Annotated in this window: 14 protein-coding genes; 8 read left to right on the plus strand and 6 right to left on the minus strand. The window is 61.0% G+C overall.

Annotated features, from left to right (window positions below):
* Positions 1–82: 82 nt before the first annotated feature.
* Positions 83–2527 carry a DNA topoisomerase (ATP-hydrolyzing) subunit B gene (gene gyrB / locus DUT91_RS05495; RefSeq protein ID WP_114439350.1) on the plus strand — a complete coding sequence of 815 codons (2445 nt, stop codon included), beginning with the start codon at positions 83–85 and terminating at the stop codon, positions 2525–2527.
* Between the two features lie 245 nt (positions 2528–2772).
* Here the strand turns inward: gyrB and DUT91_RS05500 are convergent, their stop codons facing one another.
* On the minus strand, positions 2773–4131 hold the full coding sequence (locus DUT91_RS05500; RefSeq protein WP_200834916.1) for an esterase-like activity of phytase family protein: 1359 nt from the start codon (positions 4129–4131) through the stop codon (positions 2773–2775).
* 238 nt (positions 4132–4369) lie between these two features.
* On the opposite strand from DUT91_RS05500, the gene DUT91_RS05505 reads away from it, so the two are divergent.
* On the plus strand, positions 4370–4831 hold the full coding sequence (locus DUT91_RS05505) for a BA14K family protein (RefSeq protein ID WP_114439659.1): 462 nt from the start codon (positions 4370–4372) through the stop codon (positions 4829–4831).
* 54 nt (positions 4832–4885) lie between these two features.
* On the opposite strand, the gene DUT91_RS05510 is transcribed toward DUT91_RS05505, so the two are convergent.
* The 3 genes from DUT91_RS05510 to polA form a co-directional block, all read right to left on the minus strand.
* Positions 4886–6484, minus strand: a complete 1599-nt coding sequence (locus tag DUT91_RS05510) for a putative bifunctional diguanylate cyclase/phosphodiesterase (RefSeq protein WP_160113626.1) — start codon at positions 6482–6484, stop codon at positions 4886–4888.
* Between the two features lie 209 nt (positions 6485–6693).
* Complete coding sequence (locus DUT91_RS05515) at positions 6694–8493, minus strand: DEAD/DEAH box helicase (RefSeq protein ID WP_114439353.1); 1800 nt, start codon at positions 8491–8493, stop codon at positions 6694–6696.
* Positions 8494–8662: 169 nt separating this feature from the next.
* Positions 8663–11623: a DNA polymerase I gene (gene polA / locus DUT91_RS05520; RefSeq protein WP_114439354.1), complete on the minus strand. Its 2961-nt coding sequence runs from the start codon at positions 11621–11623 to the stop codon at positions 8663–8665.
* Positions 11624–12098: 475 nt separating this feature from the next.
* Here polA and DUT91_RS05525 point away from each other — a divergent pair, with 475 nt between their 5' ends.
* Both DUT91_RS05525 and DUT91_RS05530 read left to right on the plus strand, forming a co-directional pair.
* Complete coding sequence (locus DUT91_RS05525; RefSeq protein WP_114439660.1) at positions 12099–13490, plus strand: M20/M25/M40 family metallo-hydrolase; 1392 nt, start codon at positions 12099–12101, stop codon at positions 13488–13490.
* A 116-nt stretch (positions 13491–13606) separates the two neighbouring features.
* Entirely contained in the window at positions 13607–14224 is a 618-nt protein-coding gene (locus DUT91_RS05530; protein ID WP_114439355.1) for a ribonuclease D, read from the plus strand.
* 48 nt (positions 14225–14272) lie between these two features.
* Here DUT91_RS05530 and DUT91_RS05535 read toward each other — a convergent pair whose 3' ends face one another.
* Positions 14273–15376: an acyltransferase family protein gene (locus DUT91_RS05535; RefSeq protein WP_114439356.1), complete on the minus strand. Its 1104-nt coding sequence runs from the start codon at positions 15374–15376 to the stop codon at positions 14273–14275.
* Positions 15377–15623: 247 nt separating this feature from the next.
* Here DUT91_RS05535 and DUT91_RS05540 point away from each other — a divergent pair, with 247 nt between their 5' ends.
* Together DUT91_RS05540 and DUT91_RS05545 are read left to right on the plus strand one after the other, a co-directional pair.
* Positions 15624–16310 carry an outer membrane protein gene (locus DUT91_RS05540; protein WP_114439357.1) on the plus strand — a complete coding sequence of 229 codons (687 nt, stop codon included), beginning with the start codon at positions 15624–15626 and terminating at the stop codon, positions 16308–16310.
* Positions 16311–16476: 166 nt separating this feature from the next.
* Positions 16477–18741 carry a transglycosylase domain-containing protein gene (locus DUT91_RS05545; RefSeq protein ID WP_114439358.1) on the plus strand — a complete coding sequence of 755 codons (2265 nt, stop codon included), beginning with the start codon at positions 16477–16479 and terminating at the stop codon, positions 18739–18741.
* An 89-nt stretch (positions 18742–18830) separates the two neighbouring features.
* On the opposite strand, the gene glpK is transcribed toward DUT91_RS05545, so the two are convergent.
* Positions 18831–20321, minus strand: coding sequence for a glycerol kinase GlpK (gene glpK, locus DUT91_RS05550; protein WP_114439359.1), 1491 nt, complete (start codon positions 20319–20321; stop codon positions 18831–18833).
* A gap of 143 nt (positions 20322–20464) precedes the next feature.
* On the opposite strand from glpK, the gene DUT91_RS05555 reads away from it, so the two are divergent.
* Both DUT91_RS05555 and DUT91_RS05560 read left to right on the plus strand, forming a co-directional pair.
* A complete protein-coding gene (locus DUT91_RS05555) occupies positions 20465–21214 on the plus strand; it encodes an SDR family NAD(P)-dependent oxidoreductase (RefSeq protein WP_114439360.1) in 750 nt (249 codons plus the stop codon).
* A gap of 89 nt (positions 21215–21303) precedes the next feature.
* On the plus strand, positions 21304–22230 hold the full coding sequence (locus DUT91_RS05560; protein ID WP_114439361.1) for a carbohydrate kinase family protein: 927 nt from the start codon (positions 21304–21306) through the stop codon (positions 22228–22230).
* Positions 22231–22253: the final 23 nt, after the last annotated feature.

Genomic DNA, 22253 nt, shown 5'->3' on the forward strand with positions numbered 1-22253 from the left:
CCTATATTAAAGCCAATGTCGGCGCGTGATTCGAGGGGACTCCGCACGCGTCGTCTTTGCGGTAGACAAACGAAAGTTTTTCATGAGCGAGATACCCGAAACGACACCGGAAGATATTTCCGGCGCATCCCCCGAATATGGGGCGGATTCCATCAAGGTCCTCAAAGGTCTGGACGCGGTGCGCAAGCGCCCCGGCATGTATATCGGCGATACGGACGACGGTTCCGGCCTGCATCACATGGTCTACGAAGTCGTGGACAATGCCATCGACGAGACGCTTGCCGGACACGCCACGCTCGTTACGGTCACGCTCAATCCTGATGGCTCCTGCACCGTCACCGACAATGGCCGCGGCATCCCCACGGATATGCACTCCGAAGGCGTATCGGCGGCTGAAGTCATCATGACGCAGCTACATGCGGGCGGCAAATTCGACCAGAATTCCTACAAAGTATCGGGCGGATTGCACGGCGTCGGCGTTTCCGTGGTCAACGCGCTTTCGGTGTGGCTGAAGCTGAAGATCCGCCGGAAGGGGCAGATCTTCGAGATGAGCTTTACCCATGGCGTTGCCGACGCGCCGCTCACTGTCACCGGCGATGCAGGCAGCGAGACCGGAACGGAAGTTACTTTCCTCCCATCGAGCGAAACCTTCACCATGGTCGAGTTCGATTATGCGACGCTGGAACATCGCCTGCGCGAACTGGCATTCCTCAATTCGGGTGTGCGCATCCATCTGACCGACAAGCGCCACGCAGACATCAAGGAGCAGGTGCTGCACTATGATGGCGGGCTACAGGAATTCGTCAAATATCTCGACCAGGCCAAGAAGCCGCTTCTCGACAACCCCATGTATATCACGGGCGAACGCGATGGCATGACCGTCGAGGTGGCGATGTGGTGGAACGATTCCTACCACGAAAAGGTCCTCTGCTTCACCAACAACATTCCGCAGCGCGACGGCGGCTCGCACCTTGCCGGCTTTCGGGGCGCCCTGACGCGCCAGGTGACGGGCTATGCCGACAGTTCGGGCATCACGAAGAAGGAGAAGGTCCAGCTTACCGGCGACGATTGCCGCGAGGGGTTGACAGCGGTTCTCTCGGTCAAGGTTCCCGATCCGAAATTTTCCTCACAGACCAAGGACAAGCTGGTTTCCTCCGAAGTGCGCCCGGTCGTGGAAAGCCTTGTCAATGAAGCGCTTTCCACCTGGCTCGAGGAACATCCCACGGAAGCCAGGATCCTCATCGGCAAAGTAGTGGAGGCGGCCGCCGCCCGCGAGGCGGCGCGCAAGGCACGCGAACTGACACGGCGCAAAGGCGCGCTCGACATCACCTCGCTGCCGGGCAAGCTTGCCGATTGCCAGGAGCGCGATCCGGCCAAATCCGAGATCTTCATCGTCGAGGGCGATTCTGCCGGCGGCTCGGCCAAGGGCGGTCGCTCGCGGCAGAATCAGGCGATCCTGCCGCTGCGCGGCAAGATCCTCAACGTCGAGCGCGCGCGCTTCGACCGGATGCTGTCGTCGGACCAGATCGGCACGCTGATCACCGCTCTCGGCACCTCCATCGGCAAGGACGAATTTAACGCCGACAAGCTGCGCTATCACAAGATCATCATCATGACCGACGCCGACGTGGATGGCGCGCATATTCGTACGCTGCTGCTCACCTTCTTCTTCCGGCAGATGCCGGAGCTGATCGAGCGCGGGCATATCTATATCGCCCAGCCGCCGCTCTATAAGGTCGCACGCGGCAAGTCCTCGCAATATATCAAGAACGAAGAGGCATTCGAGAACTACCTCATCGAATCGGGCCTCGAGGAAACGGCACTGCAACTCGCCAATGGCGAGGTGCGGGCCGGCGCCGACCTTCGCAGCCTCATCAATGACGCGCTTGCCGTGCGCCAGTTGCTTAACGGGCTGCACACGCGATACAGCCGCAATGTCGTCGAACAGGCGGCAATCGCGGGCGGGCTCAATCCGGACGCCGTGAGCAACAACGAAAAGACGCAGGAAGCGGCCAACCATATCGCCCGGCGTCTCGATATCATCGCCGAGGAAACCGAACGGGGCTGGAGCGGGCATGTCGCCGCCGATGGCGGATATCGCTTCGAGCGGATGCTGCGCGGCGTCAGGGACGTCACGACGCTCGACATGGCGCTGATCGGTTCCGCCGACGCGCGCCAGCTCGACCGCTACGCACCACGCCTGCACGAGATCTACGACGCACCGCCCACGCTGCGGCGCAAGGACAAGAGCGACATGATCTCCGGGCCGCTATCGCTGCTCGATTCGGTCTTTGCCGCAGGGAAAAAAGGCCTGACGCTGCAGCGCTACAAGGGCCTCGGCGAGATGAACGCCGACCAGCTCTGGGAAACCACGCTCGATCCGCACGCCCGTTCGCTGCTTCAGGTCAAGGTTTCGGATGCGACCGACGCCGACAGCCTGTTCAGCCGGCTGATGGGAGACAATGTGGAGCCTCGCCGCGAGTTCATCCTGGAGAATGCGTTGAACGTGGCGAATCTGGACGTTTGATTTTGTCCATTTCTAAGTAGTGGGCTGGAATACCCCCTCTGGCCTGCCGGATATCTCCCCTCAAGGGGAGATCAGGCTATGGCTTCCGTCTGCGCCAGTCCGTGACGTAGCAGAATAAAGCTCCCGCCCAATGACAGCAAATCTCCCCCTTGAGGGGGAGATGCCCGGCAGGGTAGAGGGGGGTGAGAAGAAGCACACCGCCCTATCCGTCTGGCTGGACTTCGGGCGGACCCCTTCCGAAGCTTTTACTTCGCTTTCAGAAAATCCCCAACTTCAAGAAGAACAAACTCATTATCATCAGCCTTGTCGAGCGCGCGGCCGGCGGAGAACGGTAAATTGTTGTCGTTGCCCACGACGATGTGGTTCTCGTCGATGACATCGACGTTTTCGATGGTGACGAAGGGCATGTCGTAGAAGCCTTCTCCGCCACCCTGGCGCGCCTTGCCCTCGGGATCCCTGATCGCCATCAGATCGATGTAACCGATCTTGCGGACAGGGCCGCCGACATTGGCATCGCTCATTTCGATCTTGTAGATGCGCTTCAACTTGGCCGGCGTCGAGAAACAATCCGGCTGCGGGTTCTTGGAATCGGCGCAAGCCTTTTCCGAAATGCCCGCGCCGTTGTCGCGCTCGATGACGAGGCCGGTGGTCGCGTCGATCATGTTGAAATCACCGATCGCCTGGCCGCCCTCGCTCAGGGGATAGAGCCAGCTGCGGCCCGTCCATTTTTTTCCTGCAATGTCGAACTCGACGATGCGCAATGCCGGGTTGTCGCCTGATTTTTCAACCGAACCGTCGGCGAGATAGCGCGGACCTTCAAGAAGCGCATAAAGCTTGCTTCCGTCCTTCGAGCGCGCCATGCCCTCGAAGCCGCCGGAGCGCTTCAGGTTGAAGGCCGGGTTCTTCATCGTCGGATTGGCGGGAAGCGTGAAGGAGGGATAATCCGGCGAGCGGACGGGCTCGCCTTCGACCATCGTCTCCACCACGTCCGTCACCTTGCCGGCGCGATCAACATGGATCAGGAAGGGACCGAATTCCTCCCCGATCCAGAATCCGTCCTCGACCGGCTGGATCGATTCCACATCGAAATCGGAACCGGCCAGATAGCGCTTGTCTGTGCCTTCGAGCACGATCGGGAACGGCACCTTCATTTCGGAATCGGAGAGGAAGAGAGTTTCGACCCGCTCGACCTTGCCGGCATCCCAGTCGAACTTGATCTGATGCAGCATCAGAGCGGCGTCGGGCGAATTGAGCTTGCTGCCGAAGCCATTGTCAGAGAGCGTCCAGAACGTGCCGTCGTCCATTGCCTTGATGCCCGAGAAGCCCTGCAGCGGCTGTCCGTCCAGAGGCAGCGCCAGCCCGGTCGGACGGTTTTCGTCCATGCCGGGCACGGTGCCGACGCCGGCGGCGCGATTGCGGTTCTTCGCGGTGAATTTGCCCGACGTCCTGAGATGTTCCGGCGCGTCCTCCGGCGCCTTGATCATCGAGTTCGCCGGCAGGATAGCCTGCGCTTCGAGCGTGGCCGGGAACTGCGTCTCCTCGGAAAGGGCGGAAGTGGAGACCAGCGCGACAACCGCCATAGTTGCCGCCGCGGTTGTCGACAGAAGAAGCGCTTTCATTGAAGAACCCTGCGTCTGGAGTTTATCGGTGCTTCCCCGATAGAGCCCTTCGGTGTCGGCTGGTTGACGCTCAGATGAAGCTTTGATGAACCGGCTCGGGTTACCGCGGTCGGGGTGTGGCTTGACTTGCGGACGGCGCTTTCTACTTAGCCTTCTATGGAGGTGGCGGAAAAGCTGGATGGACTTTCCAGCAAAAAACGATCCAGGGAGTGAAGGAGGCATCATGAAAAAGCTTTTCGTAGCAATATGCGCCGCGCTGATGGCCGTTTCCCCGGCCGAATTCGCTGCGCCGGCTCTTGCAGGCCCGGCTCAGCCCCTGAAGGTGGAAGCACCGGGCGCGGATGTGCAGACTATCCAGTACCGCCGCTGGCGTGACAGGCGGGACATGCGCTGGCGGGACAGGAGGGATGCGCGGCGCGGTTTCTATCGCGACCGCGGCGGCTATTATCGCGGCCATCGCGGCTATCGCCGCTATCGTCCGGGCTGGCGCCGGCACAATGGCTGGTGGTTCCCGCCGGCGGCTTTCCTGGGCGGTGCCATCATCGGCGGCGCGATCGCCAACCAGAATCGCGGCGGCTCGCATACGCAGTGGTGCTACAACCGGTACCGGTCCTACAGGGCTTACGACAATACCTACCAGCCCTATAACGGCCCGCGCCGCCAGTGTGTTTCACCCTATAGGTGAGTGCTCGCTGATATCGCAGAAGCTGAAGAGCGATCAAGCTCTTCAGCCCATGGCTCAGGCGGCCATGCCGGTGCTTTTCTCCATGTGGAGATGATCGCGCAAGAGGATCGCAACATCCTCGACTGTCATCGGCTTTGCGTAATAGAAGCCCTGCACTTCTGTCGCTCCCTCGTTGCGGGCGAAAGCGAGTTGGGTCTCGTTTTCGACGCCCTCCAGGGTCGCTTCCATCCGCAGCGCCTTCGACAGGCTGATCATCGACTTGATGATTTCGGCGCTGTCGTTCTTGTCGAGGTCGCGGGTGAAGGACCGGTCGATCTTCAGGCGATCGAAACGGAAGCGGCGCAGATTGTTGAGGCTGGAGAAGCCCGTTCCGAAATCGTCCATGGTGAGATGAATGCCGAGCTCGCGCACCCGTTCAATGGCGCTGACCACGCGCGGCGAAGGCTCCAGCAGCAGGCTTTCGGTAATTTCCAGGTCGAGCCGGTCGGGCGCGAGGCCGCTTTCCCGCAACGCCTCCTCGATCTTGTCGACAAGCCCGCCATCCTTGAACTGGACCGCCGACAGATTGACCGCCACGCCTATGAGGTCGGGCCATGAGGCGGCGGCACGGCAGGCATCACGCAGAACCTGATGGCCGATCGGGATGATCATTCCCGAGCGTTCGGCTATCGGGATGAACTCGACCGGCGAAATCATGCCGCGCTCAGGGTGTTTCCAACGCAAAAGCGCTTCGAAACTGCGCAGTTTTCCCGTCGAAACGGAATAAATCGGCTGGTAATAAACCTCGAATTCCTTTTGGGCGATGCCCCTGCGCATCTCCGTTTCGAGCGCCGCCTGACGATCGCTGACGAGCTTCAGTTCGGCGCTGTAGAAGCGATAGGTGCTGGTCGGCTCGCCCTTCGCTTCGTAGAGGGCGAGATCGGCGCAGCGCAGGATATCGGATCGCGTCTTGCCGTCTCGGCCAACCAGGGCAATGCCGATGCTGGCATTCGGCGTTATCTGGGCGTCGCCGAAAGAGATGGATTGTGTCACGGCCGCGATCATCCGCTCGGCAAAGTCGCCCGGATCCTGGTCTCCCTCAAGAAAATGCACCACGAAAAATTCGTCGCCGCCCAGCCTGACCACGATATCGCCATCGGCGGCCGTCTGCTTCAACCGCGTGGCGACAGCGATGAGGACATGGTCGCCCGCGGCATGGCCCATAGTGTCATTGATATGCTTGAAATCATCGAGATCGAGGAGATAGGCATAGGCCCGGCGCGTTTCCCACTGGCCGGTCGAAAGCCCCTCCTCCATCATTTTGGCCAGATAGGTGCGATTGAAGAGCCCGGTCAGCGTGTCGCTGTGCGCCTGCTTGCGCGTCAGCGCCTCCGCCTGTTCGTACCGGTGCATCTGGTCGAGAAAGCGCTGCTGGCGACGGCCGAGTTCGAGAAATATGCCGCCCATGATGAAGGGCAGGAACAGCATGAGAAAATGCATGATCGTGCCAGTGAAGGTCGCCCAGGCATCGTTGCCGAGCCCCACGAACAGCCTGAAACGCGTGTCGAGAACGAAGCCTGAAACTGAAATCGCCGCACCGAGCGCCGCACCCCAGACGAGATAAATGCGCTCAATCCGGCGCAGCCGGTTTCTATTGGATGCCTTTAAGAACATCGCCACAAATCCCCCAATTTGCACCCGCCGCATTTCCCCCTGCGACGGATTTCCCCATTGGGTTGTAGCTTCCACGAAGTTCTTAAAAATTGAATTAACCGGCATCATATGCGCGGCGGGCCGAAAATTCTCCCTGGCTTTGAATATTCCACACCCTCTCTACTGCCGCAGCGGTGTAGAAAGGACTCAAGTTAGCAATGAAAGTCGCGTCAGCGGGGCTTCTTGGCCTTTGCCGGCTTGTCACTGCGATAAGCCTTGGCGGAATCGTCCTTCTTTTTCCAGGTTTTCGCCTTGGGCTCGAAGCGCTCCTGCGAAGATGTTTTCGGCGGGCGAGGGGCCGATGCCCCGGGCGCGGCGCCATCGGCGACGGGGCGGATGGTGACGCCCTTTTCACCGCTGCCGCGTTCCCTGAGATTGGCCAGATATTCGCCGGCCTTCGACGCCGTGATCTCGAAATGCGTCTCGGTTTCCAGAATGCGGATCGAGCCGACCTCGCGCTTCGTCACGTCTCCGGCCTTGCAGATCATCGGCAGGAGCCAGCGTGGGTCGGCGCGCTGCTTGCGGCCGATGGAAAGTGAAAACCAGACACCGCCCCCGTCGAATTTCTCGAACCGGCCCTCATTGTCGCCGCGTTCCGGGCGATTCGGCCGGCCGGTTCTTTCGCTGCTCTGCCTTCCACCGTCGAGTGGACGGACAGGCGCGTCGGAAAGCTCTTCCGGCGCCGGACGCGCGGCAATCTCGCGGCGCAGATAGGCGGCGGCGATCTGTTCGGGCGTATAAAGCGCCTGAAGCTCCTGGATCAATTCCAGCTCGTCTTCGCCCGGGGCTTCCGACAGCGCCGGATCCTGCAGGATGCGCTCGCGGTTCCTCTTCTGAATGGCGGCGATGCCGGGCGCGCTGACCGTTACCGCTTCCAGCTTGGCCATCTGCAGCAGCCGCTCGGCGCTGCGGCGGCGCGAGTAGGGAACCACCAGGACACAGGTTCCCTTGCGGCCCGCACGACCCGTGCGCCCGCTGCGGTGAAGCAGCGTTTCCGGATTGGTCGGCAGATCGGCATGGATGACGAGATCGAGATTGGGCAGGTCGATGCCGCGCGCCGCAACGTCGGTCGCCACGCAGACGCGGGCGCGCCCGTCGCGCATCGATTGCAGCGCGTTGGTGCGTTCCGCCTGGCTGAGCTCGCCCGAAAGCGACACAACCGAAAAGCCGCGATTAGACAGGCGGCTGGTGAGATGCTTCACCGCCTCGCGCGTCGAGCAGAAGATGATCGTGTTCTGCGCGTCGAACAGCAGCAGCGTATTGATGATGGCGTTTTCGCGCTCGCGCGGCTGGACGACCATCGCCTGATAGCTGATATCGCCGTGCTGCTCTTTTTCATTGGCCGCGGAAATGCGCAGCGCATTGCGCTGAAAGCGCTTGGCGAGCAGGGCAATGGGTTTTGGAACCGTGGCGGAGAAAAGCAGCGTGCGGCGGTCTTCCGGCGCTTCGCCCAGGATGAATTCGAGGTCTTCGCGGAAGCCGAGATCGAGCATCTCGTCGGCTTCATCGAGAACCACAGCCCGTAAGGACGACATATCGAGCGCGTTGCGCGTGATGTGGTCGCGCAGGCGGCCAGGCGTGCCGACGACGATATGCGCGCCCTGTTCGAGCGCCCGGCGCTCAGTACGGATATCCATGCCGCCGACGCAGGATGCAATCCGCCCGCCGGTATCGGCATAGAGCCATTCCAGTTCGCGGCGGACCTGCAATGCCAGTTCGCGTGTCGGGGCAATGACCAGCGCCAGGGGGGCGCGCGCCGCGCCGAAGCGCTCGGCGCCATCAAGCAATGTCGGCGCGATAGCCATGCCGAAGGCAACGGTCTTGCCGGAACCGGTCTGGGCCGAGACCAGGAGGTCGGCGCCCTCGGCCTCGGGCGCGAGAACGGCGGTCTGGACGGAGGTGAGCGCCGTATAACCACGAGCGGCAAGAGCGCCGGACAGTGCCGGAGCGATGGAAGCAGGCAGAGACATTGATGACTTTCGCTAAATCACCGCTACCGCTCGATGGCATGAAACATGATCCTTCCGGATCGTGCGATTGCGCGGCGGGCGGTACGGGAAACAAATTGCGTGTTTCGCGCTGTTTAACGCTTCATCGACCATGCGTCAATTGCGGCCTTCCAACTCTGCGAGCCATTCGTCAGTGCGCCTCGTCCCAATTCTGCGCCGCGCGCGCGTCCACCTGCAATGGAACGGAGAGCGAAACGGCGGGCATGGCGGCGTTTTCCATGATCCGGCGGACCACGGGAATGGTATCTTCCACCTCGTTCTCCGGCGCCTCGAAGACCAGTTCGTCATGGACCTGCAGGAGCATGCGCGCCGACAGCCTTGCCTCGGCGAGCGCGTCGTCCATGCGGATCATGGCGCGGCGGATGATATCGGCGGCCGCTCCTTGAATCGGCGCGTTGATCGCGGCGCGCTCGTTGAAGGCGCGCATCTGCGGGTTGGACGAGCGGATTTCCGGATAATGCGCGCGCCGTCCGAAGATCGTCTCGACATAGCCATGCTCGCGGGCAAACGCCTTAGTCGCCTCCATATAATCGCGAATGCCGGGGAAGCGCTGGAAATAGGTGCGGATATACTGCCCTGCCTCCTCGCGCGGAATCGACAGCTGGTTAGCCAGACCGAAGGCCGAAATGCCGTAGATAATGCCGAAATTGATCGCTTTTGCGCGGCGCCGCACCTCGCTCGGCATATCCTTGACGGGCACGCCGAACATTTCGGATGCGGTCATGGCATGAATGTCCATGCCCTCGGCGAAAGCGTGCTTCAATTGCGGGATATCGGCGACATGGGCGAGCACGCGCAGCTCGATCTGGCTGTAATCGGCGGAGATAAGCCTGTTGCCCGGCTCTGCGATGAACGCCGTCCTGATCTTGCGGCCTTCCGCCGTGCGGATAGGAATGTTCTGCAGATTGGGGTCTGAAGACGAAAGCCTGCCGGTTGAGGTGGCGGCCATCGCATAACAGGTATGGACGCGCTTGGTCTCGCGGTTGATATAGCCCGGCAACGCATCCGTATAGGTGGATTTGAGCTTGGTGAGCTGGCGCCAGTCGACGATCTTGCGTGGCAACTCATGGCCTGTCGCGGCTAAATCCTCCAGCGCCTGAGCTGATGTCGACCATTGGCCGGTTTTGGTTTTGGAGCCGCCGGGGAAGCCCATCCTGCCGAACAGGATATCGCCCAGTTGCTTCGGCGAGCCGATGTTGAAGCGTTCGCCGGCGAGCTTGTAGATCTCATCCTCGATCGCCGCCGCCGATTGCGCCAGATCGCCGGAAAGACGCGACAATATCTGCCGGTCGACGGAGATGCCGCGCGCCTCCATGCGCGCCAGCACCGTCACCAGCGGCCGCTCCAGCCGCTCGTAAACGGACGCTGCTCCTTCCGCCGCAAGACGGGGCTTCAGAACACGCCAGAGCCGCAGCGTTACATCGGCATCCTCGCCGGCATAGGCGGTGGCGCGCTCGATATCCACCATGTCGAAGCTGACCGCGGATTTGCCGCTGCCGGCCACTTCCTTGTAGTGGATGGTCTTGTGGCCGAGCCAGCGCTCCGACAGGCTGTCCATGCCATGTCCACCGGGACCGGCGTCCAACGCATAGGAAATCAGCATCGTATCGTCGAAAGGCGCGACATCGATGCCGTAGCGGTGCATGAGCAACCAGTCGAACTTCATGTTCTGGGCGATCTTGAGGACCGCGCCGTCCTCCAGCATGGGCTTCAGCGCGGCAAGCGCCTGATCGAGCGGGATCTGGTTTTCCACCATCCCGCCGCCCAAGAGATCGCCCGCGCCCGATTTATGCGCCAGCGGCACATAGGCGGCGCGGCCCGGCGCAAGCGCCAGGGAAAGGCCGATCAGTTCGGCTTCCATCGGAAAGAGCGAATTGGTCTCGGTATCAAAAGCGACGATCCCATTCTCGGTCGCCTCATCGATCCATTGCTGCAGGGTGGCAAGATCGCGGATGCAGACATAGGCCGTGGTGTCGATCTTTTCTGCCAGGGCCGCATCGGCGCGGGATTTAGCGAGATCGGCGGGTGTCATACCCCCCTCTGCGCTGCCGGGCAACTCCCCATCGACGAGAGAGACTACACCGTCTTTTGACGCCGGCGAGGGCGATATCCCCGGCAGGCCCCTGGTTTCCATATCCGGCCCATGCGCTTGCGCGCCCCATTGCGTCTCGACGGGGACCGGTTCGATTTCGGCCGCGTCGGTTCCGGTCGTCTCGGCAACACGTCGGGTGAGCGAGGTGAACTCCATCGCCTTGAGGAAGCCGATGAGCTTCGGCCCGTCCTGCGGCTCCAGCACCAGCGCCTCCAGGCCGACATCGATCGGCGTATCCTTCTTCAGCGTCACCAACTGGCGCGACAGACGCGCCTGTTCGGTGAAGGCGATGATGTTCTCGCGGCGCTTCTGCTGCTTGATTTCAGACGCACGGGCCAGAAGTGTATCGAGATCACCATACTCGCCAAGGAGCTGCGCTGCCGTCTTCGGCCCGATGCCGGGAATGCCAGGGATATTGTCGGTACTGTCGCCGGTGAGTGACTGCAGGTCGATCATCTTTTCCGGCGGCACGCCCCATTTCTCGATCACTTCCGGAACCGAGATCTGCTTGTCCTTCATGCCGTCATACATCGACACCTTGCCGTTGACGAGCTGCATCAGATCCTTGTCGGAGGAGACGATCGTCACGTCGCCGCCCGCCTCCACGGCAAGCCGGGCATAGGTGGCGATCAGATCGTCGGCCTCATAGCCCTCCTTCTCGATGCAGGGCAGGTTGAATGCCTTCGTCGCCTGGCGGATGAGGCCGAACTGCGGAATGAGGTCTTCCGGCGGGGCGCTGCGATTGGCCTTGTATTCGGGATAGATCGTGTTGCGGAAGGTCTTCGAGGAATAGTCGAAGATGACGGCGAAATGGGTCGGCACCACACCCACGTCAGTATTGCGGGCATCCTTCAGGAGCTTCCACAGCATATTACAGAAGCCGGAAACCGCGCCGATGGGCAGGCCGTCGCTCTTGCGGGTGAGCGGGGGAAGAGCGTGATAGGCGCGGAAAATATAGCCCGAACCGTCAACGAGAAAGAGATGATCGCCGTTTTTCATGGCGAAGACTTAGAACAAACCCGCGAAAAATGGAATGAAGTCTCTGTCAGGAGATGAGACGATCCACCAAATTGCATCGTCAAATGCTGGGCCAACGTGGACAGCGGCCGCTGCGAACACCCGTATCACGCTTTTGTTACAAACATGTAATGTTCCGCGCCCTTGAATCGCCACGTTCGCCTCGCCAAATCACACCCATCGACGACATGTCGATATCTGGTCTTCCGGCCCGTCCCCCGCTGGATTTCCGGATCAGGCGGCAGCCTCATCCCCCCTCTCCGGGCTGCCGCTTAAAGTATCTGGCCGCTGTGGTATCCCCCTCACCGCAGCGGCCAAATCTTTTCCGGCCAGCCTGCGGTTCTTTCGCAATGCGCGCTCCGGATGGCCTTGTGCACACTCCCGCAAAACAGATAGTCTGGCCCGCAAAATAGAATAGTCTGCGGTTCTCTTTACGAATCGAAAACAGGTAATGCGCATGTCCACGCTCGATCCCGTCCTTTCCCATCTAGACGCCAATCTCGACAATAGCCTCGACAGGCTGTTCGAACTCCTGAAGATCAAGTCGATTTCGACCGACCCCGCCTACAAGGCCGAATGCCGCAGGGCGGCGGAGTGGCTGGTGGAGGATCTGAAGGCAATAGGCTTCGAGGCGAGCGTTCGCGACACGTCAGGCCATCCGATGGTCGTCGCGCATCATGAGGGCGCTACACCCGATGCGCCGCATGCGCTCTTCTACGGCCATTACGACGTGCAGCCGGTCGATCCCCTGGAACTCTGGGAAAACGATCCGTTTGCTCCCGCGATCAAGGATATGGGCGAGGGCCGCAAGATCATCACCGGGCGCGGGTCATCCGACGACAAGGGCCAGTTGATGACCTTCGTCGAGGCCTGCCGCGCTTACAAGGCGGTTCACGGCCATCTGCCCTGCCGCGTCACCATTCTCTTCGAGGGCGAGGAAGAATCGGGTTCGCCGTCGCTGAAGCCTTTCCTCGAAAGCCATGCCGCCGAATTGAAAGCGGATTTCGCACTTGTCTGCGATACCGGCATGTGGAACCGCGAGACGCCTGCCATTTCGGTCGGCCTGCGCGGAATGGTGGGCGAGGAAATCACCGTCAAGGCCGCAAACCGCGACCTGCATTCCGGTTTCTTCGGCGGCGCAGCGGCGAACCCCATCCATATCCTCTCGCGCATCATCGCCGATCTCCATGACGAGAACGGGCGCGTTACCCTGCCGGGTTTTTATGACGGCGTGGAGGAAACCCCGACGCAGATCCTGGCAGTTTGGGAAGGGCTCGGCCGCACGGCGGAGAGCTTTCTCGGTCCGATCGGTCTTTCCATCCCATCGGGCGAAAAGGGCAGGAGCGTACTCGAACTGACCTGGGCGCGGCCGACGGCGGAGGTCAACGGCATCACAGGCGGCTATACCGGCCAGGGCTTCAAGACGGTGATCGCGGCTGAGGCCTCGGCCAAGATCTCGTTCCGCCTCGTCCACAAGCAGGACCCGGACAAGATCCGCGCGGCCTTCCAGGAATTCGTCAAGGCGCGCATTCCCGCCGACTGTTCGGTAGAGTTCCATCCGCATGGTGGATCGCCGGCCATCCAGCTTTCCTACGATTCGCCACTTCTCGCCAAGGCCAAGGACGCGCTTTCGGACGAATGGCCAAAGCCGGCCGTGCTGATCGCCATGGGCGGCTCGATCCCGATCGTTGGCGATTTCCAGTCGATGCTCGGTATGGAATCGCTGCTCGTCGGCTTCGGACTCGAGGACGACCGCATCCATTCGCCCAACGAAAAATACGAACTTCAATCCTTCCACAAGGGCCAGCGCTCATGGGCGCGCATCCTTGCCGCCCTCGCTACTGCATAATTCCTTAAATCGGAATCGATTTAAGGATGAAATTATGCAGAATTTAAAAGTGTTAGAGTGTCCTTTGCGCGTCCAATTGGACGCGCGGCGCTCTAATAATTAACGGAACCCGCCGCATGAGCATTCGCTTTCACAAAAACGACCTGCCAGACCTTTCGCATTATCAGGTCGATGCCGTCGCCATCGACACCGAAACGCTCGGCCTCAAGCCGCATCGCGACCGGTTATGCCTGGTGCAGATCTCGCCCGGCGATGGCACCGCCGATGTGATCCAGATCGAGCCGGGACAAAAGAAGGCGCCCAATCTGGTGCGCCTCCTCAAGGACCGCTCAATCACCAAGATCTTCCATTTCGGCCGGTTCGACCTGGCGGTGCTGGCCCATACGTTCGGCGTCATGCCGCAGCCGGTCTTCTGCACCAAGATCGCCTCGCGATTGACCCGCACCTATACGGATCGGCACGGGCTTAAGGAGCTTTGCGGCGAGTTGCTCGACGTGACGATCTCCAAACAGCAGCAATCCTCGGATTGGGCGGCGGACGTGCTTTCCCCCGCGCAGCTCGAATACGCCGCTTCGGATGTGCTTTACCTGCATCGCCTGAAGACCGTGCTGGAGGCACGGCTTACGCGCGACGGACGGGCAAAAGAAGCCGAGGCTTGCTTCCGCTTCCTGCCGACCCGGGCGAAGCTCGACCTGATGGGCTGGGACGAGGAAGACATCTTCGCGCATAGTTAGTGAGTAGGAGGAAACTCCCTTCGCTAATAACTATTCACTATCTCATTCTTATTCGGCGGCGACAGCCGCCGTTTTCTTTTCAGGCGCAGGATCAACGATGGCCCATGCCGGACGCCGGAACAGGAAGCCGCCATAGCCGCTCCATTGCACCAGTGCATAAAGGATGACCGGCCCCACCACGGCGGAAGCGGTCGTCAGGAGCGAGATCGTGCCGATATCGGTGATGATGCCGCTCCTGAGCAGCACCGTGCGGGCGATGGCCATCGGCAGGAAAAAGGCGAGATAGACGACGATCGAATGGGCCCCGAGCCAGCCCAACGCCCGGTGTAGCGGATTGGTCTCGGCCAGACGCGAGAGGAGCGCCGAAGTGGCAATGATGGCGAGCGCACCGGCAAGGCCGAGGATGAGCGAGATGAAGGGCAGTTCGCTCCAGCCGCCGCTCGCACCTGCTATGAAGGCTTCGGGTGTAAGGAGAGGGCTGAGCCTCGCGGGCACGGGCGTGAACACCAGCGCGTATTCGGCTACGGCCCAGGCGGCAAGCCCGGCAAGCCCGATGAGCGGCCGCTGGCGCAGCCAGTCGGCGACGCGGAAGATGGCGGGGGCAAAGGCATAGCCGGCGAAGAAATAGACGAAACGTCCGCAGAATTCATCGAGCATGACCCAGCCGGTGTGGATGGGCAATATCTCGAGAGCCGCAAGCACCGAGAAGACAGGCCAGGCCGGCACGCGCCGGACAAGCCGCGTCACCAGAAAGAATACCGGCAGGATATAGATGAACCAGAGCGTGCCGAAGGGTTCGACGAACGCCAGGAGATAGGCGGAGACCACGCCGCGCGCGCCTTCATCGGCGGCAATGCCCGGCGCCTTGAACACGAACTGGATCGTCAGCCACAGAACGTAAAAATACAGGAAATGCACCACCTTACGATCGAAATAGCGACGCCAGGGGCGGTCGATCACAAGGCCCAGGAACAAGCCTGAGATCAGGAAGAAATCAGGCATCCGAAAGGGTTTGGCGAAGGCGACCACATAATGCATCCAGCCTTCCGCGCCAGCGGCTTTCTCAACACCCAGCGTGGAATGCATCATCACGACAAAGATGATGCACATACCCTTGGCGATATCTACCCAGTCGATCCGCTGCTTTTCCATGGTTCTCTTCGCGTGTTGGCGGCGGACAAATAGCAAATCCGCCGATATAGATGAGTCCTGCTCGGCCAAGTGCTTAAGCAGCGCCCGTCCGGAAGAAGTAAAGTTACTTTTCGTTCACCTTTCAGCTCCGATATTCAGAGCCTCTATCAACCAAAGGTGCTTTTATCGGGGTTGTGTCCTTTACGCTACAGACAGACTGCTATGGCCGCGTTTATATGGGTTACAACATCAGTTTTGGAGAAACGCCATGAAGATTTCGCATTTCATCGCAGCTTCCGCAATCGCCCTCTTCGCAGCGACAAGCGCGAATGCAGCCGACGCCATTATGGCTCAGGAACCGACCCCGGAATATACACCTCCGGCCTTCACCTGGTCAGGTGGATATATCGGTGCCCAGGTCGGTTATGGATGGGGTAAGTCGGAAGGCGAATTCACCGATTTTTCCACGGAGCTGAAGCCGGACGGTTTCCTCGGCGGCATCTATGGCGGCTATAATTTCGAAACCGGCAGCAATGTCGTTCTTGGTATCGACGCCGACATCAACTACGCCAATCTCAAGGAAGAAGCCGACTTCTTCGATGGCCCCGACTATGTCTTCACCGGCGAAACCAAACTGCGCTGGGAAGGTGCGGTACGCGCCCGTGCCGGTTATGCGGTTGACCGCTTCCTGCCTTACATCGCCGGCGGTTTCGCCTTCGGTGAAGTCGAGCATAGCGCTAACTTCGACGGTCTCGGCCTCTTCGAGGAAAAGAAGACCCGGACGGGCTGGACGGCAGGCGCCGGCGTGGATTACGCCGCCACGGATAATTTGATCCTGCGCCTCGAATATCGCTATACCGATCTCGGGGACGAGGATTACACCTTCGCCGGCAACGACTTCAACGTCGACTTCAAGTCGCACGAGGTTCGTCTCGGCGTCGCCTACAAGTTCTGATCGCAGTCGCAATACTTGATAGAAAAGCCCCGCGGCGATCGCGGGGCTTTTTCTTTATGGGCTATCGGCGAAGAATTGCTGCTTAACGGCCCTTTAAACCGCCGCATTTACCCTGCAATCCGATGTCAATTAGGACAAAAAATCAATAAGCAGGTTTTTAAAGGGCATGGCTTCAGGCGGAGACAACGGCAAGCGCATCGAACCATCGTTCGGCGGCGATTCCCGCGGGGAAAAGGATGACGATGATTTTCATGTCGATGAGGATGATCGCGCCGCGCCTGCGCCTGCACGACGCAAATCCGCTATGAAGCCCGGATCGAAACGCAGCCGCAGGAATTCCGGCCGGGGCCAGCGTCGCGGCTTTTTCGGTCTTCTGCGCCGCATGGTCTATTGGTCGCTGGTGCTCGGCCTCTGGGGCGGTATCGCCCTTGGCGGAATTGTCATCTATTTCGCGGCGCAGATGCCGCAGACCACCAGTTGGGCGATCCCCGACAGGCCGCCCAACGTCAAAATCGTCGACGTCAACGACAAGCTCATCGCCAATCGCGGTACGACGGGCGGCGAGGCGATCGGTCTCCATGATATGTCGCCTTATATCCCCCAGGCGGTTATCGCCATCGAGGACCGGCGCTTCTATTCGCATTTCGGCGTCGATCCGATCGGCCTTACCCGCGCCATTCTCGCCAACATCGTGAGCGGGCGCACCGTGCAGGGCGGCTCGACGATAACCCAGCAGTTGGCGAAGAACCTGTTCCTGACACCTGAGCGGACCATAGAGCGCAAGGTCCAGGAAGTGCTTCTGGCGCTTTGGCTGGAGCACAAATATTCCAAGGACCAGATCCTCGAAATGTATCTGAACCGGGTGTATCTCGGATCCGGCTCCTATGGCGTCGCTGCCGCCTCGCGGCGTTACTTCGACAAATCGGCGCGCGACGTCAACCTGATGGAGGCGGCGACGCTGGCGGGACTGCTGAAAGCGCCGTCGCGCCTTTCGCCAGCACGCGACCCGGAAGCCGCAGCGGAACGAGCCAAGCTGGTTTTGAATGCCATGCGCGAGCAAGGCATGATCAAGGATACCCAGTTGGCCGAAGCGATGAGCGAACCCGCCACACGCGCCGCCGCCTACTGGTCCGGCTCGGAAAACTATGTCGCCGACCGCGTCATGCAGGAATTGCCGGCGCTGATCGGCGTGACGAAGAACGATGTCACGGTCGAAACCACCATCGATCTGCATCTGCAGAAGATCGGCGAGGAGTCCATCCGCGATCTCATCTCCGCCAACGGCAAGAAGGTGAGTGTCTCGCAGGGCGCGCTGGTCTCCATAGACGGGACGGGCGCAGTGCGCGCCATGGTCGGCGGCTACGACTATGCCAACAGCCAGTTTGACCGTGCCACGGAAGCCAAGCGCCAGCCTGGCTCGACGTTCAAGCCGTTCGTCTATCTCGCCGCGCTCGAACAGGGCCGTACGCCGGATTCGGTGCGTAACGACGCTCCTATCAAGATCGGAAAATGGACGCCCGGCAATTATAACGGCAAATATTTCGGCGAGGTGACGCTGGCGACCGCGCTCTCGCATTCGCTCAACTCCGTTGCCGCCCAGTTGGTCATGGAGGTCGGCCCGCAGACCGTTGTCGATACAGCCCACCGTCTCGGCATCGAGTCAAAGCTGACGCCCAATGCGTCGCTGGCGCTTGGCACGTCCGAAGTCACGCTGCTCGAACTGACGGATGCCTTTGCTCCCTTCGCCAATGGCGGCTACAGGGCGCCGGTGCACCTCATCAAGCGCGTGACGGATTCAAATGGCAAGGTGCTTTACGAATACAAACAGGCTGACAGCGAACGCGTCATCGATCCCCGAAATGTCGGCATGATGAACGCCATGTTGCGCCGGACGGTGGAAGACGGAACGGCGAAAAGCGGCCAGTTCGGCTGGCCTGCTGCGGGCAAGACCGGCACCAGCCAGAATTTTCGCGATGCCTGGTTCATCGGTTATACGGCGAACCTCACAACGGGCGTGTGGTTCGGCAATGACGACGGCAAGCCCATGAAGCATGTCAGCGGCGGCTCGCTTCCCGTGAAGGCCTGGCGGGAATTCATGGTCGCGGCGCACAAGGGCGTCCCGATCGCCGAACTCCCCGGCCACTACGACATCGAAAACGTCATACCCGGCGGCAGCGACGAACTGCCCGATACCAATACGCCGTCACCCTATGATCCGAATGGACCGGCAGCGACCATGCCCATGGCCAACGGCGATGACGGCTATTGGCCGCCCGCCCCGGACGTAGCCCCCACCGGCTCGACAGATATCATCGACAGGGCCCCCGTCGCCGCGCGCGGCCCCGTCCCGCCCGCCGATGTCGGCGGCGGCCCGCAGCCCAACCGCAAGACGACCACGCTGCTGGACTTGATCATGGGGAATTCGCAGTAGAAAACCCGCTTATCCATGCGTTTGATGGTGATCTATTTTAACCGCAGCGGCCGCGGCAAAAGAGATCGAAACCCAGGCCGCATCCAGCTCTACGCCGTCAGCGTTCGGCGGACGGCGTCTTTCCAGCCGGCAATCTTGGCTTTGCGGGTTTTGCCGTCCATCTCAGGCACGAAGCGAGTATCCAGGGCCCAGCTTTTTGAAAACTCCGTCCGCTTCGGCCAGATGCCCGCCCTCGACGCGGCAAGCCAGGCGGCACCCAGCGCTGTCGTCTCGAGGATGACCGGGCGGTCGACAGGTGCGTCCAGAATATCGGCGAGGCGCTGCATGGTCCAGTCGGAGGCGACCATGCCGCCATCGGCGCGCAGCACTGTCTTGCTGCCGGAGGATTTCCAGTCCTTCTTCATGGCTTCGAGCAGATCACGGGTCTGGTAGGCGACCGATTCTAGCGCCGCGCGGGAAAACTCCGCCGGGCCGGAATTACGTGTCAGGCCAAAAATCGCACCCCGCGCATCGGCATCCCAATGCGGCGCACCGAGGCCCACGAAGGCCGGGACCATATAGACCTCCTGGCTTGGATCGGCGCTGTCGGCGAGCTTGCCTGATTCTGCCGCCGTGCCGATGATCTTCAACCCGTCGCGCAGCCATTGCACCGCCGCGCCAGCGATAAAGATCGAGCCTTCCAGCGCGTAGGTGGTGCGCCCGTTGAGGCGATAGGCGATGGTGGTCAGGAGCCGGTTCTTCGAGAGCACCATCTCCGATCCGGTGTTGAGCAGGGCGAAACAGCCGGTGCCGTAGGTTGACTTGATCATGCCCGGCTCGAAGCAGGCCTGCCCGATGATGGCGGCGTGCTGATCGCCTGCAACGCCGAGAATCGGGATCGCCGCGCCCAGGATTTCCGCATCGGTGCTGCCGAAATCGGCGGCGCAATCCTTCACCTCAGGCAGCATCGCCTCGGGAATGTCGAAGAGCTCGAGCAATTCCCGGTCCCAGCGGTTTTCAGCAATGTTGAAGAGAAGCGTGCGCGCAGCGTTGGTCGCATCCGTCACATGATTCTTGCCGCCCGTAAGGCGCCAGATGAGGAAGCTGTCGATCGTGCCGAAGAGAAGCTCGCCCTTGCGCGCCCGCGCCCGCGCGCCTGGCACATTGCTCAGCAGCCACGAAAGTTTGGTGCCTGAAAAATACGGGTCGAGCAGGAGGCCGGTCTTGCCTCTGACCATCTTTTCCAGGCCCAGCTTCTTCAGCTTGCGGCACATGGTGGCGGTGCGGCGGTCCTGCCAGACGATGGCGTTATGGATCGGCTTGCCGGTCGCTTTTTCCCAAACGACAACAGTCTCGCGCTGGTTGGTAATTCCAAGCGCACCCACCTGCCCCGCCTCGATATGGGCGTTGCGGATCGCCTCACCGCAGGTTGCCACGACCGACCGCCATATGTCCTCCGGGTCGTGCTCGACCCAGCCCGATCGGGGGTAGATCTGTGGAAACTCCTGCTGTCCGATGCCCACGACACGGCGATCGCGATCAAAGACGATGGCCCTGCTCGATGTGGTTCCCTGGTCGATTGCGAGTACGTAGTCCGGCATGATTCCTCCTCCATTCGGGAGCACAAACTAGCGCATTGGCCAGAAAACCGGAATCGCAAACGTGCGGTTTACGATTTACAATCAATAGCCTCGAAATCTTGAGCCGCATCGTCTATTAAAAGACACCAACGAGGCACCCTTACATGACCGACACCACCACCAAGAAGACGCTTGTGCTGACCGGAGCGAGCCGCGGGATCGGGCATGCGACTGTCAAACGCTTCTCGCGCGCGGGATGGCGCGTCATCACCTGCTCGCGACAGGACTTTTCCGAGAACTGTCCGTGGCCCGCCGGACCGGATGATCACATCAAGATCGATCTCGCCGATGCCGAGGATATCGGCCGCGGCATTTCGCAGATTCGCCGGCGCCTCGAAGCCGAAGGCAGCAAGCTGCACGCACTGGTCAACAATGCGGGCATTTCGCCGAAAGCGGAGGGCGGACGGCGGCTCAACTCCATCGAGACCCCGATGCAGGTCTGGCGCGATGTGTTCCAGGTAAATTTTTTCGCGCCGATCATGCTGGCGCGTGGCCTTTTCAAGGAACTGGAAGCGGCGCAGGGATCGGTCGTCAACGTCACCTCAATTGCCGGAAGCCGGGTGCATCCTTTTGCCGGGACTGCCTATTCAACGTCGAAGGCGGCGCTCGCCGGGCTGACGCGCGAAATGGCATCGGATTTCGGGCCCCACGGCATCCGCGTCAACGCTATCGCGCCGGGCGAGATTGAAACCTCGATCCTCTCGCCGGGCACAGAAAAGCTGATCGAACATCTGCCGCTACGCCGCCTCGGCCAGACATCGGAAGTTGCCGATACGATCTTTTTCCTGTGCACGGAAGCGTCCTCCTACGTCACCGGGTCGGAAATCCACATCAATGGCGGGCAGCACGTATAAACGCTTCCGTACTTGCCAGAGAGGCGCAGACAGGTTAGCGCTTCTTCAAATTCAATCGGTTTAGGTATGTATCGGAGAGGAGACCTTGCATGATCGTGGCCTGCGGTGAAGCGCTGATCGACATGCTGCCGCGCGAGACGGCGGATGGTCAGTCGGCTTTCGTGCCCCATGCGGGCGGAGCCTTGTTCAACACGGCCATCGCCATGGGCAGGCTGGGTGCGCCAGCGGGCTTCTTCTCCGGGCTCTCCTCGGATTTTCTCGGCGATATCCTGCGCGAGGCGCTCAAGCGCTCGAATGTGGATACGTCCTTCTGCGCCACCGCCGACCGCCCGACGACGCTTGCCTTCGTGCGTCTCGTCAATGGCCAGGCGAGCTATGCCTTCTATGATGAGAGCACCGCCGGCCGGATGTTGACCGAGGCCGATTTACCGCAACTCGACGACCGTGTTTCGGCGCTGCTTTTCGGTGCGATCAGCCTTATCCCCGAACCTTGCGGCAACACCTTTGAGACATTGATGGCGCGCGAGGCGGGACGCCGGGTCATCATGCTCGACCCGAACATCCGGCCGGGCTTCATCCCCGACCGTGAAAAGCACCTGGCCCGGCTGCGTCGCATGATTGCGATGGCCGATATCGTGAAGATGTCCGACGAGGACATCGCCTGGTTCGGGGAAGGAACCGAACACGACAAGATCGCCGCCGACTGGCTGACACGCGGGCCGAAGCTCGTCATCATCACCCGTGGCGCATCGGGCGCGGATGCCTACACGCTGCGTGGCAAGATCAGCGTGCCGGGCGTCAAGGTCACCGTGGCCGACACGGTGGGCGCCGGCGATACGGTCAATGCCGGCGTGCTGGTGGGCCTCTACCGGCAAGGGCTTCTCACCAAGGAAGCCGTCGCCAATCTTGGGGAAGACCAGGTTCATTCCTGCGTGGCGCTGGGCGTGCGCGCTGCCGCAATAACGGTGTCGCGCGCGGGGGCCAACCCTCCATGGCAGAGCGAGATGGCGGATTAATTACGCCCAGCCGTTCAGCACCC

This window comes from Paramesorhizobium salinisoli (assembly GCF_003335045.1).
GTDB lineage: Bacteria > Pseudomonadota > Alphaproteobacteria > Rhizobiales > Rhizobiaceae > Paramesorhizobium > Paramesorhizobium salinisoli.

Excerpts from the sequence above, each read along its gene's own strand:
- gyrB (WP_114439350.1), top strand. The coding sequence starts at position 83 with ATGAGCGAGATACCCGAAACGACACCGGAAGATATTTCCGGCGCATCC.
- DUT91_RS05505 (WP_114439659.1), top strand. The coding sequence starts at position 4,370 with ATGAAAAAGCTTTTCGTAGCAATATGCGCCGCGCTGATGGCCGTTTCC.
- DUT91_RS05510 (WP_160113626.1), bottom strand. The coding sequence starts at position 6,484 with ATGTTCTTAAAGGCATCCAATAGAAACCGGCTGCGCCGGATTGAGCGC.
- DUT91_RS05515 (WP_114439353.1), bottom strand. The coding sequence starts at position 8,493 with ATGTCTCTGCCTGCTTCCATCGCTCCGGCACTGTCCGGCGCTCTTGCC.
- polA (WP_114439354.1), bottom strand. The coding sequence starts at position 11,623 with ATGAAAAACGGCGATCATCTCTTTCTCGTTGACGGTTCGGGCTATATT.
- DUT91_RS05525 (WP_114439660.1), top strand. The coding sequence starts at position 12,099 with ATGTCCACGCTCGATCCCGTCCTTTCCCATCTAGACGCCAATCTCGAC.
- DUT91_RS05530 (WP_114439355.1), top strand. The coding sequence starts at position 13,607 with ATGAGCATTCGCTTTCACAAAAACGACCTGCCAGACCTTTCGCATTAT.
- DUT91_RS05535 (WP_114439356.1), bottom strand. The coding sequence starts at position 15,376 with ATGGAAAAGCAGCGGATCGACTGGGTAGATATCGCCAAGGGTATGTGC.
- DUT91_RS05540 (WP_114439357.1), top strand. The coding sequence starts at position 15,624 with ATGAAGATTTCGCATTTCATCGCAGCTTCCGCAATCGCCCTCTTCGCA.
- DUT91_RS05545 (WP_114439358.1), top strand. The coding sequence starts at position 16,477 with ATGGCTTCAGGCGGAGACAACGGCAAGCGCATCGAACCATCGTTCGGC.
- glpK (WP_114439359.1), bottom strand. The coding sequence starts at position 20,321 with ATGCCGGACTACGTACTCGCAATCGACCAGGGAACCACATCGAGCAGG.
- DUT91_RS05555 (WP_114439360.1), top strand. The coding sequence starts at position 20,465 with ATGACCGACACCACCACCAAGAAGACGCTTGTGCTGACCGGAGCGAGC.
- DUT91_RS05560 (WP_114439361.1), top strand. The coding sequence starts at position 21,304 with ATGATCGTGGCCTGCGGTGAAGCGCTGATCGACATGCTGCCGCGCGAG.